This is a genomic window from Arthrobacter sp. Leaf69 (genome assembly GCF_001422645.1).
Taxonomy (GTDB): domain Bacteria; phylum Actinomycetota; class Actinomycetes; order Actinomycetales; family Micrococcaceae; genus Arthrobacter.
In genome coordinates, this window is the sequence record NZ_LMLR01000015.1 from 20017 (window position 1) to 35290 (window position 15274).

At 67.1% G+C, this 15274-nt stretch carries 11 protein-coding genes; 1 reads left to right on the top strand and 10 read right to left on the bottom strand.

All coding sequences use genetic code 11. The features are described from left to right. Positions 1-152 precede the first annotated feature (152 nt). Positions 153-2372, top strand: a complete 2220-nt coding sequence (locus ASE96_RS16440) for an NADP-dependent isocitrate dehydrogenase (protein ID WP_056432924.1) — start codon at positions 153-155, stop codon at positions 2370-2372. A gap of 131 nt (positions 2373-2503) precedes the next feature. On the opposite strand, the gene ASE96_RS16445 is transcribed toward ASE96_RS16440, so the two are convergent. The 10 genes from ASE96_RS16445 to ASE96_RS16495 form a co-directional block, all read right to left on the bottom strand. Continuing rightward, positions 2504-3058 (bottom strand): hypothetical protein, encoded by a 555-nt coding sequence (locus tag ASE96_RS16445; protein WP_056432926.1) that lies wholly within the window; start codon positions 3056-3058, stop codon positions 2504-2506. Beyond that, positions 3055-4215 (bottom strand): serine/threonine-protein kinase, encoded by a 1161-nt coding sequence (locus tag ASE96_RS16450; RefSeq protein WP_442853912.1) that lies wholly within the window; start codon positions 4213-4215, stop codon positions 3055-3057. The genes ASE96_RS16445 and ASE96_RS16450 overlap by 4 nt, the downstream gene beginning before the upstream one ends. A 700-nt stretch (positions 4216-4915) precedes the next feature. After that, positions 4916-5470, bottom strand: coding sequence for a hypothetical protein (locus ASE96_RS16455; protein ID WP_056432933.1), 555 nt, complete (start codon positions 5468-5470; stop codon positions 4916-4918). Between the two features lie 870 nt (positions 5471-6340). After that, on the bottom strand, positions 6341-7411 hold the full coding sequence (locus ASE96_RS16465; RefSeq protein ID WP_056432939.1) for a Gfo/Idh/MocA family protein: 1071 nt from the start codon (positions 7409-7411) through the stop codon (positions 6341-6343). Between the two features lie 102 nt (positions 7412-7513). Further along, the gene (locus tag ASE96_RS16470) at positions 7514-8221 is read right to left on the bottom strand and encodes an ABC transporter ATP-binding protein (protein WP_056432941.1); all 708 of its coding nucleotides are present in this window, start codon (positions 8219-8221) and stop codon (positions 7514-7516) included. 2 nt (positions 8222-8223) lie between these two features. Beyond that, the gene (locus ASE96_RS16475; protein ID WP_056432944.1) at positions 8224-9675 is read right to left on the bottom strand and encodes an ABC transporter permease; all 1452 of its coding nucleotides are present in this window, start codon (positions 9673-9675) and stop codon (positions 8224-8226) included. A 191-nt stretch (positions 9676-9866) separates the two neighbouring features. Then, positions 9867-10967: a substrate-binding domain-containing protein gene (locus ASE96_RS16480; RefSeq protein ID WP_056432947.1), complete on the bottom strand. Its 1101-nt coding sequence runs from the start codon at positions 10965-10967 to the stop codon at positions 9867-9869. A 62-nt stretch (positions 10968-11029) separates the two neighbouring features. Then, positions 11030-12298 (bottom strand): multiple monosaccharide ABC transporter permease, encoded by a 1269-nt coding sequence (gene mmsB / locus ASE96_RS16485; RefSeq protein ID WP_056432950.1) that lies wholly within the window; start codon positions 12296-12298, stop codon positions 11030-11032. A 53-nt stretch (positions 12299-12351) separates the two neighbouring features. Then, positions 12352-13908: a multiple monosaccharide ABC transporter ATP-binding protein gene (gene mmsA, locus ASE96_RS16490; protein ID WP_056432954.1), complete on the bottom strand. Its 1557-nt coding sequence runs from the start codon at positions 13906-13908 to the stop codon at positions 12352-12354. A gap of 130 nt (positions 13909-14038) precedes the next feature. Next, entirely contained in the window at positions 14039-15229 is a 1191-nt protein-coding gene (locus tag ASE96_RS16495) for an ROK family transcriptional regulator (protein ID WP_056432957.1), read from the bottom strand. Positions 15230-15274: the final 45 nt, after the last annotated feature.

Below are 15274 nucleotides of genomic sequence, written 5' to 3' on the forward strand. Positions count from 1 at the left end.
TGTCAAGTCTTGTCATGACGGGTTGTGCGCTTCATGGAGTCCGGGGCGGACGACGCCGGTAGGCGGCAACCCGGCTCCCTCGGGTAAGTTAGTGATGTTGAGATAACACAAAATTCCGGAAATACCCAGACCTTCAGGGAGACGCCCGAGCAATGGCAAAGATTATCTATACCCACACCGACGAAGCGCCGATGCTGGCAACCTATTCGTTCTTGCCGATTGTCGAAGCCTACGCTTCGACGGCCGGTGTGGAGGTGGAGACCCGAGACATTTCGCTGGCCGGCCGCATCATCGCCGCGTTCGGCGACTACCTCACCGAAGAGCAGCGCGTCAGTGACGCCCTGGCCGAGCTTGGCGGCCTCGTCAAGAAGCCCGAGGCCAACATCATCAAGCTGCCCAACATCAGCGCCTCGACGCCGCAGCTGAAGGCCGCCATCGCGGAACTCCAGGGCCAGGGCTACGCCCTTCCGGACTACCCGGACAACCCCTCCTCGGACGAGGAGACGGACATCCGCTCCCGCTACGACAAGATCAAGGGTTCCGCCGTCAACCCGGTGCTCCGCGAGGGCAACTCGGACCGCCGCGCGCCGCTGTCGGTCAAGGCCTATGCCCGCCAGAACCCGCACAGCATGGGCGCCTGGACCCCCGAGTCCAAGACCAACGTCGCCACCATGGACGCCGATGACTTCCGCTCCAACGAGAAGTCCGTGGTCATCAAGGCCGACGGCAACGTCAAGATCCAGCTGGTCAAGGAGGACGGCACGGTCAAGGTGCTCAAGCGTGCCTTCCCCGTCCTCGCCGGCGAGGTCATCGACGGCACCGTCATGCGCGCCGCCGCGCTGGATACCTTCCTCGCCGCACAGGTGGCCCGCGCGAAGGAAGAGGGTGTGCTGTTCTCCGCCCACCTGAAGGCCACCATGATGAAGGTCTCGGACCCGATCATCTTCGGCCACGTCGTCAAGGCGTACTTCGCCGACCTCTTCGACACGTACGGCGCCCAGATCGCCGCCGCCGGCCTGAGCCCGAACAACGGCCTCGCCTCCATCCTCAACGGCCTCGAGGACCTCCCCGAGGAGATCCGCGCCGACGTCGAGGCAGCCATCCAGAAGGGCCTGAACGATGGCCCCGAGCTGGCCATGGTCGATTCCGACAAGGGCATCACCAACCTGCACGTCCCCTCCGACGTGATCGTGGACGCCTCCATGCCGGCCATGATCCGCAGCTCCGGACACATGTGGGGCCGCGACGGCCAGGAAGCCGACACGCTCGCCGTCCTCCCGGACAGCAGCTACGCCGGCATCTACCAGGTGGTCATCGACGACTGCCGCGCCCACGGCGCCTTCGACCCCACCACGATGGGCACCGTCCCGAACGTCGGCCTGATGGCCCAGGCCGCCGAGGAATACGGCAGCCACGACAAGACCTTCGAGATCCAGTCCGCCGGCACCGTGCAGCTGATCGGCGACGCCGGCACCGTGCTGATCGAGCACCAGGTCGCCCCGGGTGACATCTGGCGCGCCTGCCAGACCAAGGATGTCCCGGTCCGCGACTGGGTCAAGCTGGCCGTCACCCGCGCCCGCGCCTCCGCCACGCCGGCCGTCTTCTGGCTGGACAAGAGCCGCGCCCACGACGCCCAGATGATCGCCAAGGTGGAGGAATACCTCAAGGAACACGACACCGAGGGCCTGGAGATCGCCATCCTGTCCCCGGTCGAGGCTACGGCCTTCACACTGGAGCGGATCCGTAAGGGCGAGGACACCATCTCGGTGACCGGCAACGTGCTGCGCGACTACCTTACGGACCTGTTCCCGATCCTGGAACTTGGCACCAGCGCCAAGATGCTCTCCGTGGTGCCGCTGATCAACGGCGGCGGCCTCTTCGAAACCGGCGCCGGCGGCTCTGCCCCGAAGCACGTCCAGCAGCTTCTGAAGGAAAACCACCTGCGCTGGGACAGCCTGGGTGAGTTCCTGGCACTGGCCGTCAGCTTTGAGCACCTTGCCACGTCCACGGGCAACGCCCGCGCGCAGATCCTTGCCGACACCCTGGACCGCGCCACCGGGACGTTCCTGCTGGAGAACAAGTCCCCGAAGCGCAAGGCCGGCGAACTGGACAACCGCGGCAGCCACTTCTACCTGGCCAAGTTCTGGGCCCAGGAACTGTCCCGCCAGACCGACGACGCCGAGCTGGCCGCGGCCTTCGCCGCCGTCTCCGGCGCGCTGGATGCCGGCGAGGAAACCATCGTCGGAGAGCTCCTGGCTGCCCAGGGCTCGCCGGTGGACCTCGGCGGGTACTACCACCCGGACGAGGCCAAGGTCACCGCAGTCATGCGGCCCTCGGCCAAGTTCAGCGAAGTCCTGTCGATGCTGGGCTAGGACCGCCACGCCGTTTCACCGGCGACAGGCAACGCCGAACGGCGCAGCGGAAACTTCCGCTGCGCCGTTCGGCGTTTTTTGCCCTGTCAGGGCCGCTGCCGGCGTCGCCGTCGGAACGGCCCGGCGCGGCTTCAGCCGTTCTTGCCCTTACCCTTCGGCTTGCCCTTGTCGGCCGGCGCGGGCGCGACGGCGGGCGGGGGAGCCGCAGCGGCTGCAGCGGCCTGCGCGGCTGCTGCCTGCGCCGCCGCTTTTTCTGCTTGCGCCTTGTCTGCCGCGGCCTTGTCTGCCGCCGCTTTGTCTGCGGCGGCCTTGGCCTTCTGCTCGGCGGCAACCCGGGCGGCTTCGGCCTGCCGGGCCTTGAGGTCCGCTCGGACGGCGTCGACGGACTTGCTGATGCTCTGGTGCCGTTTGAAGGACACGTCCCCGCGGGCAGCCGCCTCATCCAGTTCCAGCACGAACGCGTCAAGGTGCTTCAGTGATGCGGCCGGATCGTTGGCGGCGGCAGCCCCGGTCAGGGCAAGGACCTTGGATTGCAGCTGCCGGGCAGCGTTGCGGTCCAGATCCGGGGCGGCGGCGCAGCCGCCAAGGGTGGCGGTGACGAGCGCCATGCCAAGGACCGCGCCGGCGAGGCGCAGACGACGGCTGTTGCGCCCGGCGCCGCGGGTCCGCCGGTTAATCAGGCTCATGGTTCCACGCTCTTCTGCAGCTCTTTCAGGTGCTCGCCAAGCTCCCCGGGCACAGCCGGATAGGGGGCGACGTCGGGCGGTTCAGGGGTTGCCAGGGCGACGACGGCGGCGACGCCTCCCGTCACGACGGCCAGCAACGCTAGGGACAGCAGGATCCGGGTGCGGCGGCGGGACCGCCTGAAGCGTGCAGCGGACCGCATCAGGAGTGACCTACGGCCTGGGCGGGCCACTGCATCCGGGTCCAGCCGGTGCAGGGCCAGCGTCCCCCCGCCCGAGCGGGTGGGGGAGGCGTCATCGGGAGCCGGTGCCGCGGCAGGCAGCCGCGGTGGCCGGGCCGGAGGGGCGGGCAGCACCCGGGTACGCTCTTCGGCCAGGAGGCCGGGAAGGGCACCGGGCGAGATCAGGGCATGCCGCAGCGCCACCTCGAGGTCCGCTGCAGACGGACGGTCCAAGGGGTCCAGCGCTGTCATGGACCGGATCAGCTTGGCCCATTCGGCGGGGACGGAATCGGGGATGCCCGGTGCCCTGTGCAGTCTCGCCACCGCGGATTCCACGGCGCTGCCGGGATATTCGATCTCGCCCTTGAGGCATTCGAGCAGGACCAGCCCCAGGGAATAGATGTCGCTGGCTGGGCCCAGGTCCGCGCCCCGGGACTGTTCCGGGCTCAGGTACGCGGCGGTGCCCACCATGGTGCCCGTCGCTGTCAGCCGGGTGCCATCCATCATGCGGGCGATCCCGAAGTCGGTGAGTTTGGGCCGCAGCGGTTCCCCGGGACGGACCGGAACCAGGAGGATGTTCGCCGGCTTGATATCCCTGTGGATGATGCCGAGCGAGTGCACGTAGGCCAGGGCGTCCGACACTCCGGCTCCGATGACCGCGATCTCAGCCAGGGGCAGCGGGCTGTGCCGGATCCGCGTCCGGAGGTCCTGTCCGTCAACGAGTTCCATCGTGAGGAAGGGGCGGGGTTCCCCGGGGATCCGGGTGTCCGTGCCGGCGTCGAACAATGTGACCAGGCTCGGATGGTTCAGGGTTGCCAGGAGTTGAATCTCGGCTTCCTGGCGCTTGAGTTCGTCGGCATCGGCGGACTGCGGCGCAAAGAGTTTGAGCGCCACGTCGCGGCCCAGGTTCATGTCCTTGGCGGCGTAGACGGAAGCCATGCCGCCCCGGCCGATCACTTCCCCCAGTTGGTATCGGCCGCCCAGGAGCTCGGCCGTGACGATATCGGGCGAACTGTCCACGTTTGTCCCCGTCCCTTCTCCGTGCGCCACGGCGGCGCACCTCCTGAATGATACCGGGACGGGTATCGGCTCCCCGCACGGCGGCCAAAGACCGATGGCCGCTGTGGGGGGGCAGAAGCTTCCGCAGCCTGTCTGCCGTTGAGTCCCCCAGCGGACCCAACGACGGATTGCCTTGCCGGAGCCTGTTCACCGTTGAGTCCCCCAGCGGACCCAACGACGGATTGCCTTGCGGGGCCTGTTCACCGTTGAGTCCCCCAGCGGACCCAACGATGGACTGCCTTGCCGGAGTTGTGGGCCGTTGAGTCCCCCAGCGGACCCAACGACTTCGCTCCGGCCTCACAAAGACCTGGCGGGAGCGGGGCTCTTAGGGCGGGCGTTCCTCCTGCTGGGGGCAGGGTTTGCGGCGCGCAGGGGGGCCTCCGGGGCTGGCCGGCGCGGCGTCCGGTCCTGCAGGCGCTGACGACGTCAGTCCCGAGGCGGGGGAGGCGAAAGAGGCAAACGGGGTGCCGGAGTACCGGCGGTGGACGGTGGCGTCCATGGGGAATCTCCTGAATGACTGTTAACGGGCGCTCAACGGCAGCCCGAATGGCCGTGCTCTGTGGAAGGCAGAGACGGCTAACTAGTCAGGGGAGGAACCGGGGTCAGCAGCGTCGGCGGAATGGACGTGCTGAAGCGGGCCGCGGATTGGTTCCGCGCCGGCGGTGGGAATGACCAGGTACTGGTTGGGAAGCCAGGCGGCTCCACATCCGGGGCCGCCGGACGAGACCGTATTTCCGGTTCCGGAGCCGGGAGCCGCGGGCAGGGCGTTGGGGGCGGGCAGACCTGTCCCGTTGGGCATGGGGCCAGGGCGGTGCTTACCGCTAGGGGCCGGCGGCGCAGGTTCTCCCGGTGCCTTTTCCTGCGGGGGCGTGCTGCCGGGCTGCTGGACCTTCCCCGTCAGGCTGATCTCTCCTGCCAGCACCGGGAGGTACAGGACCCTTCCCAGGAACTCGTTGCCCGACGCCCACCTGGCGCGCTGCAGGTCCCTCAAAGCCTGGCCGCCGACCTGGCAGCCGGCGGGGATTCCGGATGCACGTGCATCCGCGGACGCCGGAGAGACCACCGTTGCCGGTGCGACCACGGACGCCGTCGAGACCACAGGTGCCGGTGCGACCACGGGTGCCGGTGCGACCACGGGGCCCGGGGCAGGGGGAGACGTTTCGGGGAGAACGACGTCCTGGAGATCCGGCCCAGGACCGGTTGGATCAACGGGCGGTGCCGGGCTTGTCGCTGGCGGCACTGACGGCACCTGGCCCGCCCCCACCGGATCGGCGGGCACCGAATCCGGGACCGGGGCCGGGGTTGTGCCTGGAGGCGTGGGGTCCGGGGCCGGGGCGGTCACGGGAGGGGATGGATCGGCAGCCGGCGGTGCGGGATCGGGCGCCGGAGTGGTCACGGGTGGAGCTGGATCGGGTGCAGGAGCGGGCGGAGCGGGCTCCAGCACAGGTTCAGGAACGGGAGGAGCGGGAGGAGCCGGCGGTGCGGGAGGAACAGCAGGGGCCGGAGGGTCGGGCGCCAGAACGGGCGCGGGGACAGCAGGCTCGGGCGGAGGCGCCGGAGTTGGGGGGTCTGGAGTTGAGGGGGTTGGGGCTGGTTCACCGTCGGGGGTCGGAACCGGAACAGCTGCCCAGGTGGTTTCCGCGGCCGTGGGCACGGCAGCGACAATGACGTGGGCTACCGTCAAAACCGTTGGAACCGGGTTCGCTGTCGCCGGCGCTGCTCCCGCGGGGACCGTCATGACTGTGGCGGCCGCCGTCGGAGGGGGAGAAGCAGCCTCGTCAGCGCTGGCCGCCGTCGCTGCGAGCGTCAGCCAGGCGATCCCGGCGACACCGCCCAGAATCACCCGCCGGAAGGTTCGGCGCGCGCGTAGCGGGACAGCTGCTGGGTCCAAGTGCACACCCCATTCCCCGAACGCTCGATGGTTCCCTATAGGGTAAGTCCGCGCGCGGTGGAGAGTCCAGAGTGCATCACAAACTCGGCTGGCCCCAATCGCCGAAAACGGCCGTCACCGGGCGTCGTTGGGATAAATCACGCCCAGCTGCGCGCGCACCCCGTCGAACAACCGCATGGTGTTGAGGGAATCCTCAAGCGGCATCACGGGGCTCTCGGTGAGTCCTTGCTGGATGCAACGGGTCACCTCGCGCAGTTCGTAGCTGTAGCCCCGCCCAACGACGTCGAAGAATTCGCTGCGCGGCTCATCGAAGCCCACCCGGACCAGAAGCTCCTTGGGGTTGTTGATCGAACCGAGGGACTGCAGGAAGCCATGGCTGCCGGCCACCGTTGCGGTGCGGGGGCCGTGCGCCAAAAGGGAGGAGGTCAGCTGCGCCTGGGCGCCGTGGTGGTAACCGAGCGTGAGCGCGTTCTGGGCGTCCACGCCGTCGTCGTTCAGCCAGCCGGTGGCACTGACCGTCTGCGGGAAGCCCAGCGTGCCCAGGGCCCAGAGCAACGGGTAAACGGTGAGGTCCAGCAGCGCGCCGCCTCCGTCCTTGGGTGCCCAGAGGCGCGAGGCGGGCGAATACGGCGCCGGGAAGCCCAGGTCCGCCCCCACCCACTTGACCTCCCCGATCTCGCCGGAGGCGGCGATCTCGAAGGCCCGTTGCATGCTGGGCAGGAAGCGGCTCCACATGGCCTCCATCAGGAACAGGCCCTTGTTGCGCGCCAGCGACACGAGCTCCGAGGCCTCCCGGGCGTTGACAGTGAGCGCCTTCTCGCAGAGGACGTGCTTGCCCGCGGTCAGGGCCGCCAGCGCGATCTCATGGTGGTGGGCGTGCGGCGTAGCGACGTAGACGACGTCGACGGCGTCGTTGGCAAGCAGCCGTTCATAACCGGTCTGCCCGTTCTGGTCCCCGTACGCACGCGCGAAGCCGAAATCGGAGGCGAAGGCATCCGCTGCCGCCTGCGTGCGCGAACTGACGGCGTGGAGTTCGGCATCCGCCAGGAGTTCCAGGTCGCGGGTCACGGACGCCGCGATGCCTCCCGTGGCGATGACACCCCAGCGCAACCTGGCGCCTGTTGCAGTCCGGGGATCGGTGTCCGGCTGACTGAACAACCAGGGCTTGGCGATGAGGGCGGTCATGGTGCCATCTTCTCACCCGGGGCAGGGAGCGTCGGGGAGGGAGCCGCGGAAGCTGAGGGAGCGTCGGGGAGGGGAGCGCCCCGGGCTTCCGCGGCCGGCAGGTCAGGCCGGGGAGCCTGCCGCGGCCCGGTTGCGCGCGCCCTCCTCCGTCAGCCGGCCCTGCTGGAGCCGGAACCTCCGGTCGGTCTTGTTCGCCAGGGAGCGGTCGTGGGTCACCACGAGGATGGTGGTGTTGTGGTCCCGGCTCAGCGAACTGAGGAGCTCGATGATGTGCTCCCCGGTCTGTTCGTCGAGGTTGCCCGTGGGTTCGTCCGCCAGGATCAGTTGGGGGGAGTTGGCCAGCGCGCGGGCGATCGCCACGCGTTGCTGCTCGCCGCCGGAGAGCCGGTTGATACGGCGGACATGCTTGTCCGGATCGAGCTGCACCTGCTCCAGCAGTTCCCGGGCACGCCCCAGGCGGACGGCCTTCCGGATCCCCGCAAACTCCATGGGCAGCATGACGTTGTCCACCGCGGACAGGTTGGGAATCAGGTTGAACTGCTGGAACACGAAGCCGATGTCCCGCCGCCGGTACTCGGTGAGCTTGCTGTCGGGCATGCCGGCCAGGCTCACGCCGTTGACCAGCACATCCCCGCTGGTCGGCTTATCGAGGGCGCCGAGGAGGGACAACAGGGTGCTCTTGCCGCTGCCGCTCTTGCCCACGATGGAGGCCAGCGTGCCCTGCTCGAGCTCGAAGCTGACATCATTGACCGGCTTAATGGTGCGGTCGCCGGACTTGAACGTGCGGACCAGGTTCTTGACTTCAATCATGGCTACTCTCCCCGGAGGACTTCGATGGGACGGATGCGGGCGGTCAGGAGGGCCGGAACCAGCGCCCCGATGATGGCGACACCAAACACCGCGGCAATACCGGCGGCGATCACACCGGGCGAGGCGCTCGCGGTGACGGACGTCAGCAGCTGGCTGGCCCCGCCGAGGGGTCCTTCGCCGGGCGCGCCGGGGAATCCGCCGGCCGGCGCGCCGGGGAATCCGCCGGGCGTGCCGCCAGGGATGCCGCGCTGGCCGGCCACGGTGGTGGCGGTGGCCGTGTTGGAGCTGATCAGCGCGGAGGCGATGCCGCCGCTGGCGAAGGACGCGACGGCGGCACCCACCGCGCTGCCCAGGGCCACCAGGACCAGCGCCTCCAGCACGAACTGCAGCCCGATGGTACGATTCCGGGCGCCGATCGCCTTCAGCACGCCGATTTCCCGGCGGCGCTCGCGGACCAGCATGACCATGATCAGCAGGATGATCAGGCCCGCGGTGGCGAGGGCCGCCACGAAGGCGATGAAGGAGATGTTCTTGACGCTGCCGAGCGAGCTGACCGCGCTTTCAAGGTTGCGCTGGCCCTGGCTGACGTCGGCCGCATCGGAGCCCAGCGCCTCCTGCAGGGCCGTCTTGGCGGCCTCGACGTTTTCCATCGAATTCACGGTGGCGATCATCGTGGAAAGTTCCCCGGGGAGTTCCGCGAGTGTCTGGGCCGCAGGGAGTGTCAGGTACAGGGCGTTGTTGCCGAACGCGGTGCCGGCGTCGAACAGGCCAGCCACGGTGAAGCTCTGGTCGTTGATGGTGAACGTCGAGCCGACGGCAAGGCCGTTCTTCTCGGCCAGGGTGGTACCGAGCAGGGCACCGGTGGAGGCGGCCGTGTAGTCGCCCAGCCCCGTGCCCTCCGTCAGTTCCAGTGCCTTGCCGGTGGTGTCTACCTCGGCGCCGATGCCGGTGGCTGTGATGGGCACCGAGAACGCCGGCGCCGTCCCCGACGTCCCGGACGTCCCGGTGGAGGCCTGGTTGCGGGCGCCGAGCGTTCCGGCGTCGACGGCGGCCGTGAGACTCGTAGTCAGCGTGGTGGCGGCCTGCCCGCCCGGTCCACCCTGTCCGCCAAGACCTCCCGGACCTCCGGTCTGGGCGGCGGCCGCATCGGCGTTGCGGAGCCGCAGCGCCTTGGTGCCGACCACCGTGCTCACGTTCGGCACGGAGGCCGCCGTCGTGGCCTGTTCCGCGGTCAGCGGCTCGCCGCCGCCTTCGAAGCCCTGGCCGCCCGCAGGATTGACGGTGAGGACGGTGCCCACCGAGGCATTCAGTTCCGCGACCTTCCCCGCGACGGCCTGGTTGGCCACCAGCATGGCCAGTGCGAGGCCGATGGCAACCGCCAGAACGGCCACCACGGCAGCTGTTCGGACCTTGTTTCTGAAGGCGTTGCCTACACTCCGGGCAAGGACGCTCACGTGACTCCTAGGGATCTTGGGTCGGCCGGAATAGCCGGCGGTAGACACCACACTGGTACGGGCTGCTGTGCGGACCGCTTTCCGGAGCTATGGATCCGCTGTGAAGGTCTGCCCCGGAGTGAGGGCAGCAAAAAGCCCCGGCCCGCCAGGAGGCGGAGCCGGGGCTCCTTGAGGTGCTGTCTACACAGGAACTACTGCGTCAGCGGTCCAAGGACCGGATCGTTGACGTAGGCCGTCTTGACGTTTTCCTGCGTCACGATGACCGGTTCCAGCAGGTACGCGGGAACAATCTTGACCTTGTTGTCGTAGGACTTGTCATCGTTGATCTCCGGCGTCTTGCCGGCCTGGAGGTCCTTGACCATGGTGATGGCATGCTCCACGAGCTTGCTGGTGTCCTTGTTGATGGTGGAGTACTGCTCACCGGCCATGATGGACTTCACGGACTCAACCTCGGAGTCCTGGCCTGTGACAACCGGAATCGGCTTGCCGGCGGCCTTGACGGACGTGATGATGGCGCGGGCCAGGGTGTCGTTCGGGGACAGCACACCGTCAAGGGTGGCGCTCGCGTAGGTTCCGGCGAGCAGGGTGTCCATGCGCTTCTGGGCGTTCTCTGCCTTCCAGCCCTGGGTAACGGCCTGCTCGAAGGAGGTCTGGCCGGAGAGCACCTTCAGGGTGCCGTCGTCCATCTTCGGCTTCAGGACGCTCATGGCGCCGTCGAAGAAGACCTTCGCGTTGGCGTCATCAGGCGAGCCTGCGAAGAGCTCGATGTTGTAGGGGCCTTCCGGCTTCTTGGTCTTCATGCCCTCCAGCAGGGCCTGGCCCTGGAGCTCGCCGACCTTGAAGTTGTCGTAGGCCACGTAGTAGTCCACGTTCGGGGTGTTCAGGAGCAGCCGGTCATACGCGATGATCGTGGCGCCGGATTCCTTGGCCTGCTGGAGCTGGGTGCCCAGCTGCGCACCGTCGATGGCGCCGACGATGATGACCTTGGCGCCCTTGGTGATCATGGCGCTGATCTGGTTCTGCTGTTCCGAAACGCCGCCGTTGGCGAACTGCACATCCGGCTTGAAGCCGGCTTCCTTGAGTCCGTCATTGAAGAGCGTCTCTGCCAGCACCCAGTTTTCGCTGGTCTTCTGGGGGAGCGCGACGCCGATCAGGGAGTCCTTCGGGAAGGCCTCGCCGCCGGTGGTGGAACCGCCGGTCGCCCCGCTGTCGGAGCGGCCGCAGGCTGTCAGCGCCAGTGCCGCAATAGCAGCGATTGCTGCTGCCTTTCCTGCTTTACCAATCATTCGCATTGCTTGGTTCACTTTCTTTAGATGGTGTGCGGAGAATCGTGATGGAGCGGATCAGGGGCGGACTAGGCGCCGCGGGAGATGACCTCTTTGGTGGAGGTGGTCTCGTCGGCCTTCATCTCGCTGCTGCGGCCGAAGTTCTTGAACATCAGGCCGATGATGGATTTCTTGCCCTGGGTCTTGTTGTAGACATCGAACGCGACGGCGATCAGGAGCACCAGACCCTTGATGATCTGGGTGAGGTCGGCGCCGACGCCGAGGAGCTGCAGGCCGTTGTTCAGCACGGCCATCACCAGGCCACCGACGATCGAGCCGATCACGGTGCCGACGCCGCCGGTCACCGCTGCGCCGCCGATGAAGACGGCCGCGATGGCATCCAGTTCCCAGCCGACGCCGTCGAACGGGCCCGACGCGGTGGAGCGGCCGACGAAGATCATGCCGGCGAGGCCGGCCAGGATGGACATGTTCATCATCACCAGGAAGTTGACCTTCTTGGACTGGACGCCGGAGAGCTCGGCGGCGTGGCGGTTGCCGCCGACGGCGTAGATGTGGCGGCCGATGACGGTCTTGGAGGAGATGAAGCCGTAGACGATGACCAGGACGGCGAGGATCAGCCCGGGGATCGGGAAGGACGTGCCCGGCCGGCCGGTGGCGAAGAGGTAGGTGGCGTACAGGATGGCGCCGCAGATCAGGACCAGCTTGACGACGCTGACCCAGGCTTCGGGTACCTCGGCGCCGAGGGCCTTGGCGTTGCGGCGGGAGCGGATCTCGCTGAAGACCACGAAGGTGACGGCGGCCAGGCCCAGGAGCAGGGTGAGGTTGTTGTAGCCGGTGCTGGGTCCGATTTCGGGAAGGTAGCCGGAGCCGATGTACTGGTAATCCCCGGGAACCGGGATGGTGTTCGACTTGCCGACGAACTGGTTGGCGCCGCGGAAAATGAGCATGCCGGACAGCGTGACAATGAACGCCGGGATGCCGACGTAGGCCGTCCAGAAGCCTTGCCAGGCGCCGATCAGGACGCCCAGGAGCAGCCCCATGAGGACACCCAGGTACCACGGGATGCCCCAGTCCCTGATGAACAGGGCCACACAGACGCCCACGAACGCCGCAACCGAACCGACGGACAGGTCGATGTGCCCGGCGATGATCACCAGCACCATACCGATGGCGAGGATCAGGATGTAGGAGTTGCCGTTGAAGAGGTTGATGACGTTGCCCGGGGTGAGCGTGCGGCCATCTGTTGCAATCTGGAAGAAGATGATCAGGGCCACCAGGGCGAAGATCATGCCGAATTGGCGGGTGTTGCCGCCAAAGAGCTTCTTGAGCGCGTTCATTGTTTCAGTCCTTGTTTCCGGAGGGTTCGGAGTGTTCTGGATGGCCCAGCGGGTCAGGCGGTCTTGCGGGCGGAGGTCATGAGCTTCATGAGGTTTTCCTGACTTGCTTCGTCCTTGTTGAGCACGCCGGTGATGGCGCCTTCGAAGATGGTGTAGATGCGGTCCGAGAGGCCCAGCAGCTCGGGCAGCTCCGAGGAAATCACAATGACGCCCTTCCCCTGGTTGGCCAGCTGCTGGATGATGCCGTAGATCTCGTACTTGGCGCCGACATCGATCCCGCGGGTGGGCTCGTCGAGGATCAGCAGCTCAGGATCGGTGAACATCCATTTCGCCAGCACCACCTTCTGTTGGTTGCCTCCGGAGAGTTTTGCCACGCCTTCCTCCACCGAGGGCGCCTTGGTCCGCAGCGATTTGCGGTACTGCTCGGCCACGGTGAAGACCTTGTTGGCGTCGATGACGTTGTGCTTGCTGACCTTGCGCAGGTTGGCGGAGACCGTGGTGGCTTTGATGTCGTCCAGCAGGTTCAGCCCGAGCATCTTGCGGTCCTCGGTGACGTAGCCCAGGCCGGCGTCGATGGCCTGGCGGACGCTCTTGAGCTCCACCTCCTTGCCGTCCAGGTACACCTGCCCGGAGAGGAACCGGCCGTAGGACCGGCCGAAGACGGAGCGGGCCAGTTCGGTACGGCCCGCGCCCATCAGCCCGGCGAAGCCGACGATCTCGCCGCGGCGGACGAAGAAGTTGGAGTTCTTGCAGACCATGCGGTCCTGGACCTGCGGGTGGCCCACGTTCCAGTTCTTGACTTCGAAGAAGACCTCGCCGATCTTCGGCTCGTGGTCCGGGAACCGGGATTCCAGGGTCCGGCCCACCATGCCCTTGATGATGCGGTCCTCGTCGACGCCGTCGGCCTTGACGTTCAGCGTCTCGATCGATTTGCCGTCACGGATGATGGTGATGGAGTCCGCGATCTGCTCGATCTCGTTCAGCTTGTGGGAAATGATGATGGACGTGATGCCGCGGCCCTTCAGGCCGAGCATGAGGTCCAGCAGGTGCTGGGAGTCGGATTCGTTCAGTGCCGCCGTGGGCTCGTCGAGGATGAGCAGCTTCACCGACTTGTTCAGGGCCTTAGCGATTTCTACAAGCTGTTGCTTGCCGACGCCGATCTCCTTGATCGGGGTTTCCGGGTCCTCACGGAGCCCCACCCGGGCCAGCAGTTCGGTGGAGCGGATCCGGGCCTCGGCCCAGTCGATCACGCCGCGCTTGGTGGGCTCGTTGCCCAGGAAGATGTTCTCCATGATGGACAGCTCGGGGATCAGCGCGAGTTCCTGGTGGATGATCACGATGCCGGCGTGTTCGCTGGCCCGGATGTCCTTGAATTCCTGGACTTCGCTCTGGTAAACGATGTCCCCGGTGTAGCTGCCGAAGGGGTAGACCCCGGAAAGCACCTTCATCAGGGTGGACTTGCCGGCGCCGTTCTCACCGCAAATCGCGTGGATCTCACCGGCCTTCACCCGCAGGTTCACCTCGGCCAATGCTTTAACGCCGGGGAACTCTTTGGTGATGGAGCGCATCTCGAGGATTACCGGATCGCTGTGCGTGTTGAGGGACGTCATCTGCCCTTACGCCTCCAATGCATGACTTCGTTGTCCGCCCCTGCAAACCGCAGGGCCGTCTGATGAGAAAGTAAACTGGATCACAGGCGTTGTCGTCAAGTCTTTAACGCAACGGCCCGGTAACGAAAACTTAGTTCCGCCGGATTCCGGCGTGCTGGAAGACCAGTGCGGTGGCCCCGAGGGCCTCGGCGCGGTCACCCAGCGAGGACATGGTGAGCGTTGTCGTCTCGCCGATCACGGGCACCGCGTGCCGGACCAGGCCGCGCCGGATCGGATCCAGCAGCAGTTCGCCGAGCCCTGCCAGCGGCCCGCCGACCACAATCACTTCGGGGTTGATCAGGTTGGCCACATTGCCCAGCGCGCGGCCGACGGCGAGCCCGGCGTCGTCGACGACGCGCAGGGTCGCGGAGTCCCGCGCGATGGCCTTGCGGACGATGTCCTCGGGGGTGATCGGTTTGTCCTCGCCGCGGCTCAGGAGCTCGATCATGGTGGTGGTCGACGCGATGGTTTCCAGACAGCCGCGGTTGCCGCAGCGGCAGACCAGCCCGTGCTCGTGGATGGTCGCGTGGCCGATTTCGCCGGTGATGCCCACGTTGCCGTAGTAGGGCATGCCGTTCAGGATCAGCCCCGCGCCGATGCCGGAGCCGATCTTGAGGAACATCAGGTTGCTGATGCCGGTATGCGGCCCCCAGGTGACCTCGGAGAGGGCGCCCAGGTTGGCGTCGTTGTCCACGAAAACCGGGAGATTCAGGGCGTCCTCGAGGCGCTGCAGGATGTTGATGCCCACCCATTCGGGCAGGATGGCGCCCTGCGCCACCGTGCCCGTCCGGCGGTCGATGGGGCCGGGGATGCCGACGCCGGCCCCGACGACGGCGCTGCGTTCCACGCCGCTGTTGGCCAGGAGCCGGTCAAGGAGTCCGACGGCGGCCACGATGCCCTCCTCGGCGTGGTGGCCCAGGGGGAGCAGGATCGATTCTTCGGCGATCACGTGATAGCTCAGCGAAGCCAGCACGACGCGCAGGTGCCGGCGGCCGAAGTCGATGCCGACGGCCACGGCGCCGTTGCTGTTGAGCCGGACGTTCAGGGCTCGCCGCCCGGAGCTGGTGATCGGTTCGGTGGAGGCCAGCCCGGCGTCCTGCATGATCTTCACGATGTTCGAGACCGTGGCCGTGGAGAGGCCGGTCTGCCGCGCGAGTTCCGCCTGTGTGGAGGGACCGGCGAGAAGGCATTCGATGATCCGCTGTTGGTTCAGATGCCGGAGTGCGGATTGAGATCCGGGGTTCTTGGTTCGGCTCCTCGTTGAGCGCGTTGGTGAGGGCATGCAATGAAGATTGCCCCATCCGCCTCTTGTAGTCAAGAAGTTAAC

Bases quoted from the DNA above. Each gene is read 5' to 3' on its own strand.
- mmsA (WP_056432954.1), bottom strand. From the start codon at position 13,908: ATGACGTCCCTCAACACGCACAGCGATCCGGTAATCCTCGAGATGCGC.
- ASE96_RS16450 (WP_442853912.1), bottom strand. From the start codon at position 4,215: ATGGCTTCCGTCTACGCCGCCAAGGACATGAACCTGGGCCGCGACGTG.
- mmsB (WP_056432950.1), bottom strand. From the start codon at position 12,298: ATGAACGCGCTCAAGAAGCTCTTTGGCGGCAACACCCGCCAATTCGGC.
- ASE96_RS16470 (WP_056432941.1), bottom strand. From the start codon at position 8,221: ATGATTGAAGTCAAGAACCTGGTCCGCACGTTCAAGTCCGGCGACCGC.
- ASE96_RS16495 (WP_056432957.1), bottom strand. From the start codon at position 15,229: ATGCCCTCACCAACGCGCTCAACGAGGAGCCGAACCAAGAACCCCGGA.
- ASE96_RS16440 (WP_056432924.1), top strand. From the start codon at position 153: ATGGCAAAGATTATCTATACCCACACCGACGAAGCGCCGATGCTGGCA.
- ASE96_RS16480 (WP_056432947.1), bottom strand. From the start codon at position 10,967: ATGCGAATGATTGGTAAAGCAGGAAAGGCAGCAGCAATCGCTGCTATT.
- ASE96_RS16445 (WP_056432926.1), bottom strand. From the start codon at position 3,058: ATGAGCCTGATTAACCGGCGGACCCGCGGCGCCGGGCGCAACAGCCGT.
- ASE96_RS16465 (WP_056432939.1), bottom strand. From the start codon at position 7,411: ATGACCGCCCTCATCGCCAAGCCCTGGTTGTTCAGTCAGCCGGACACC.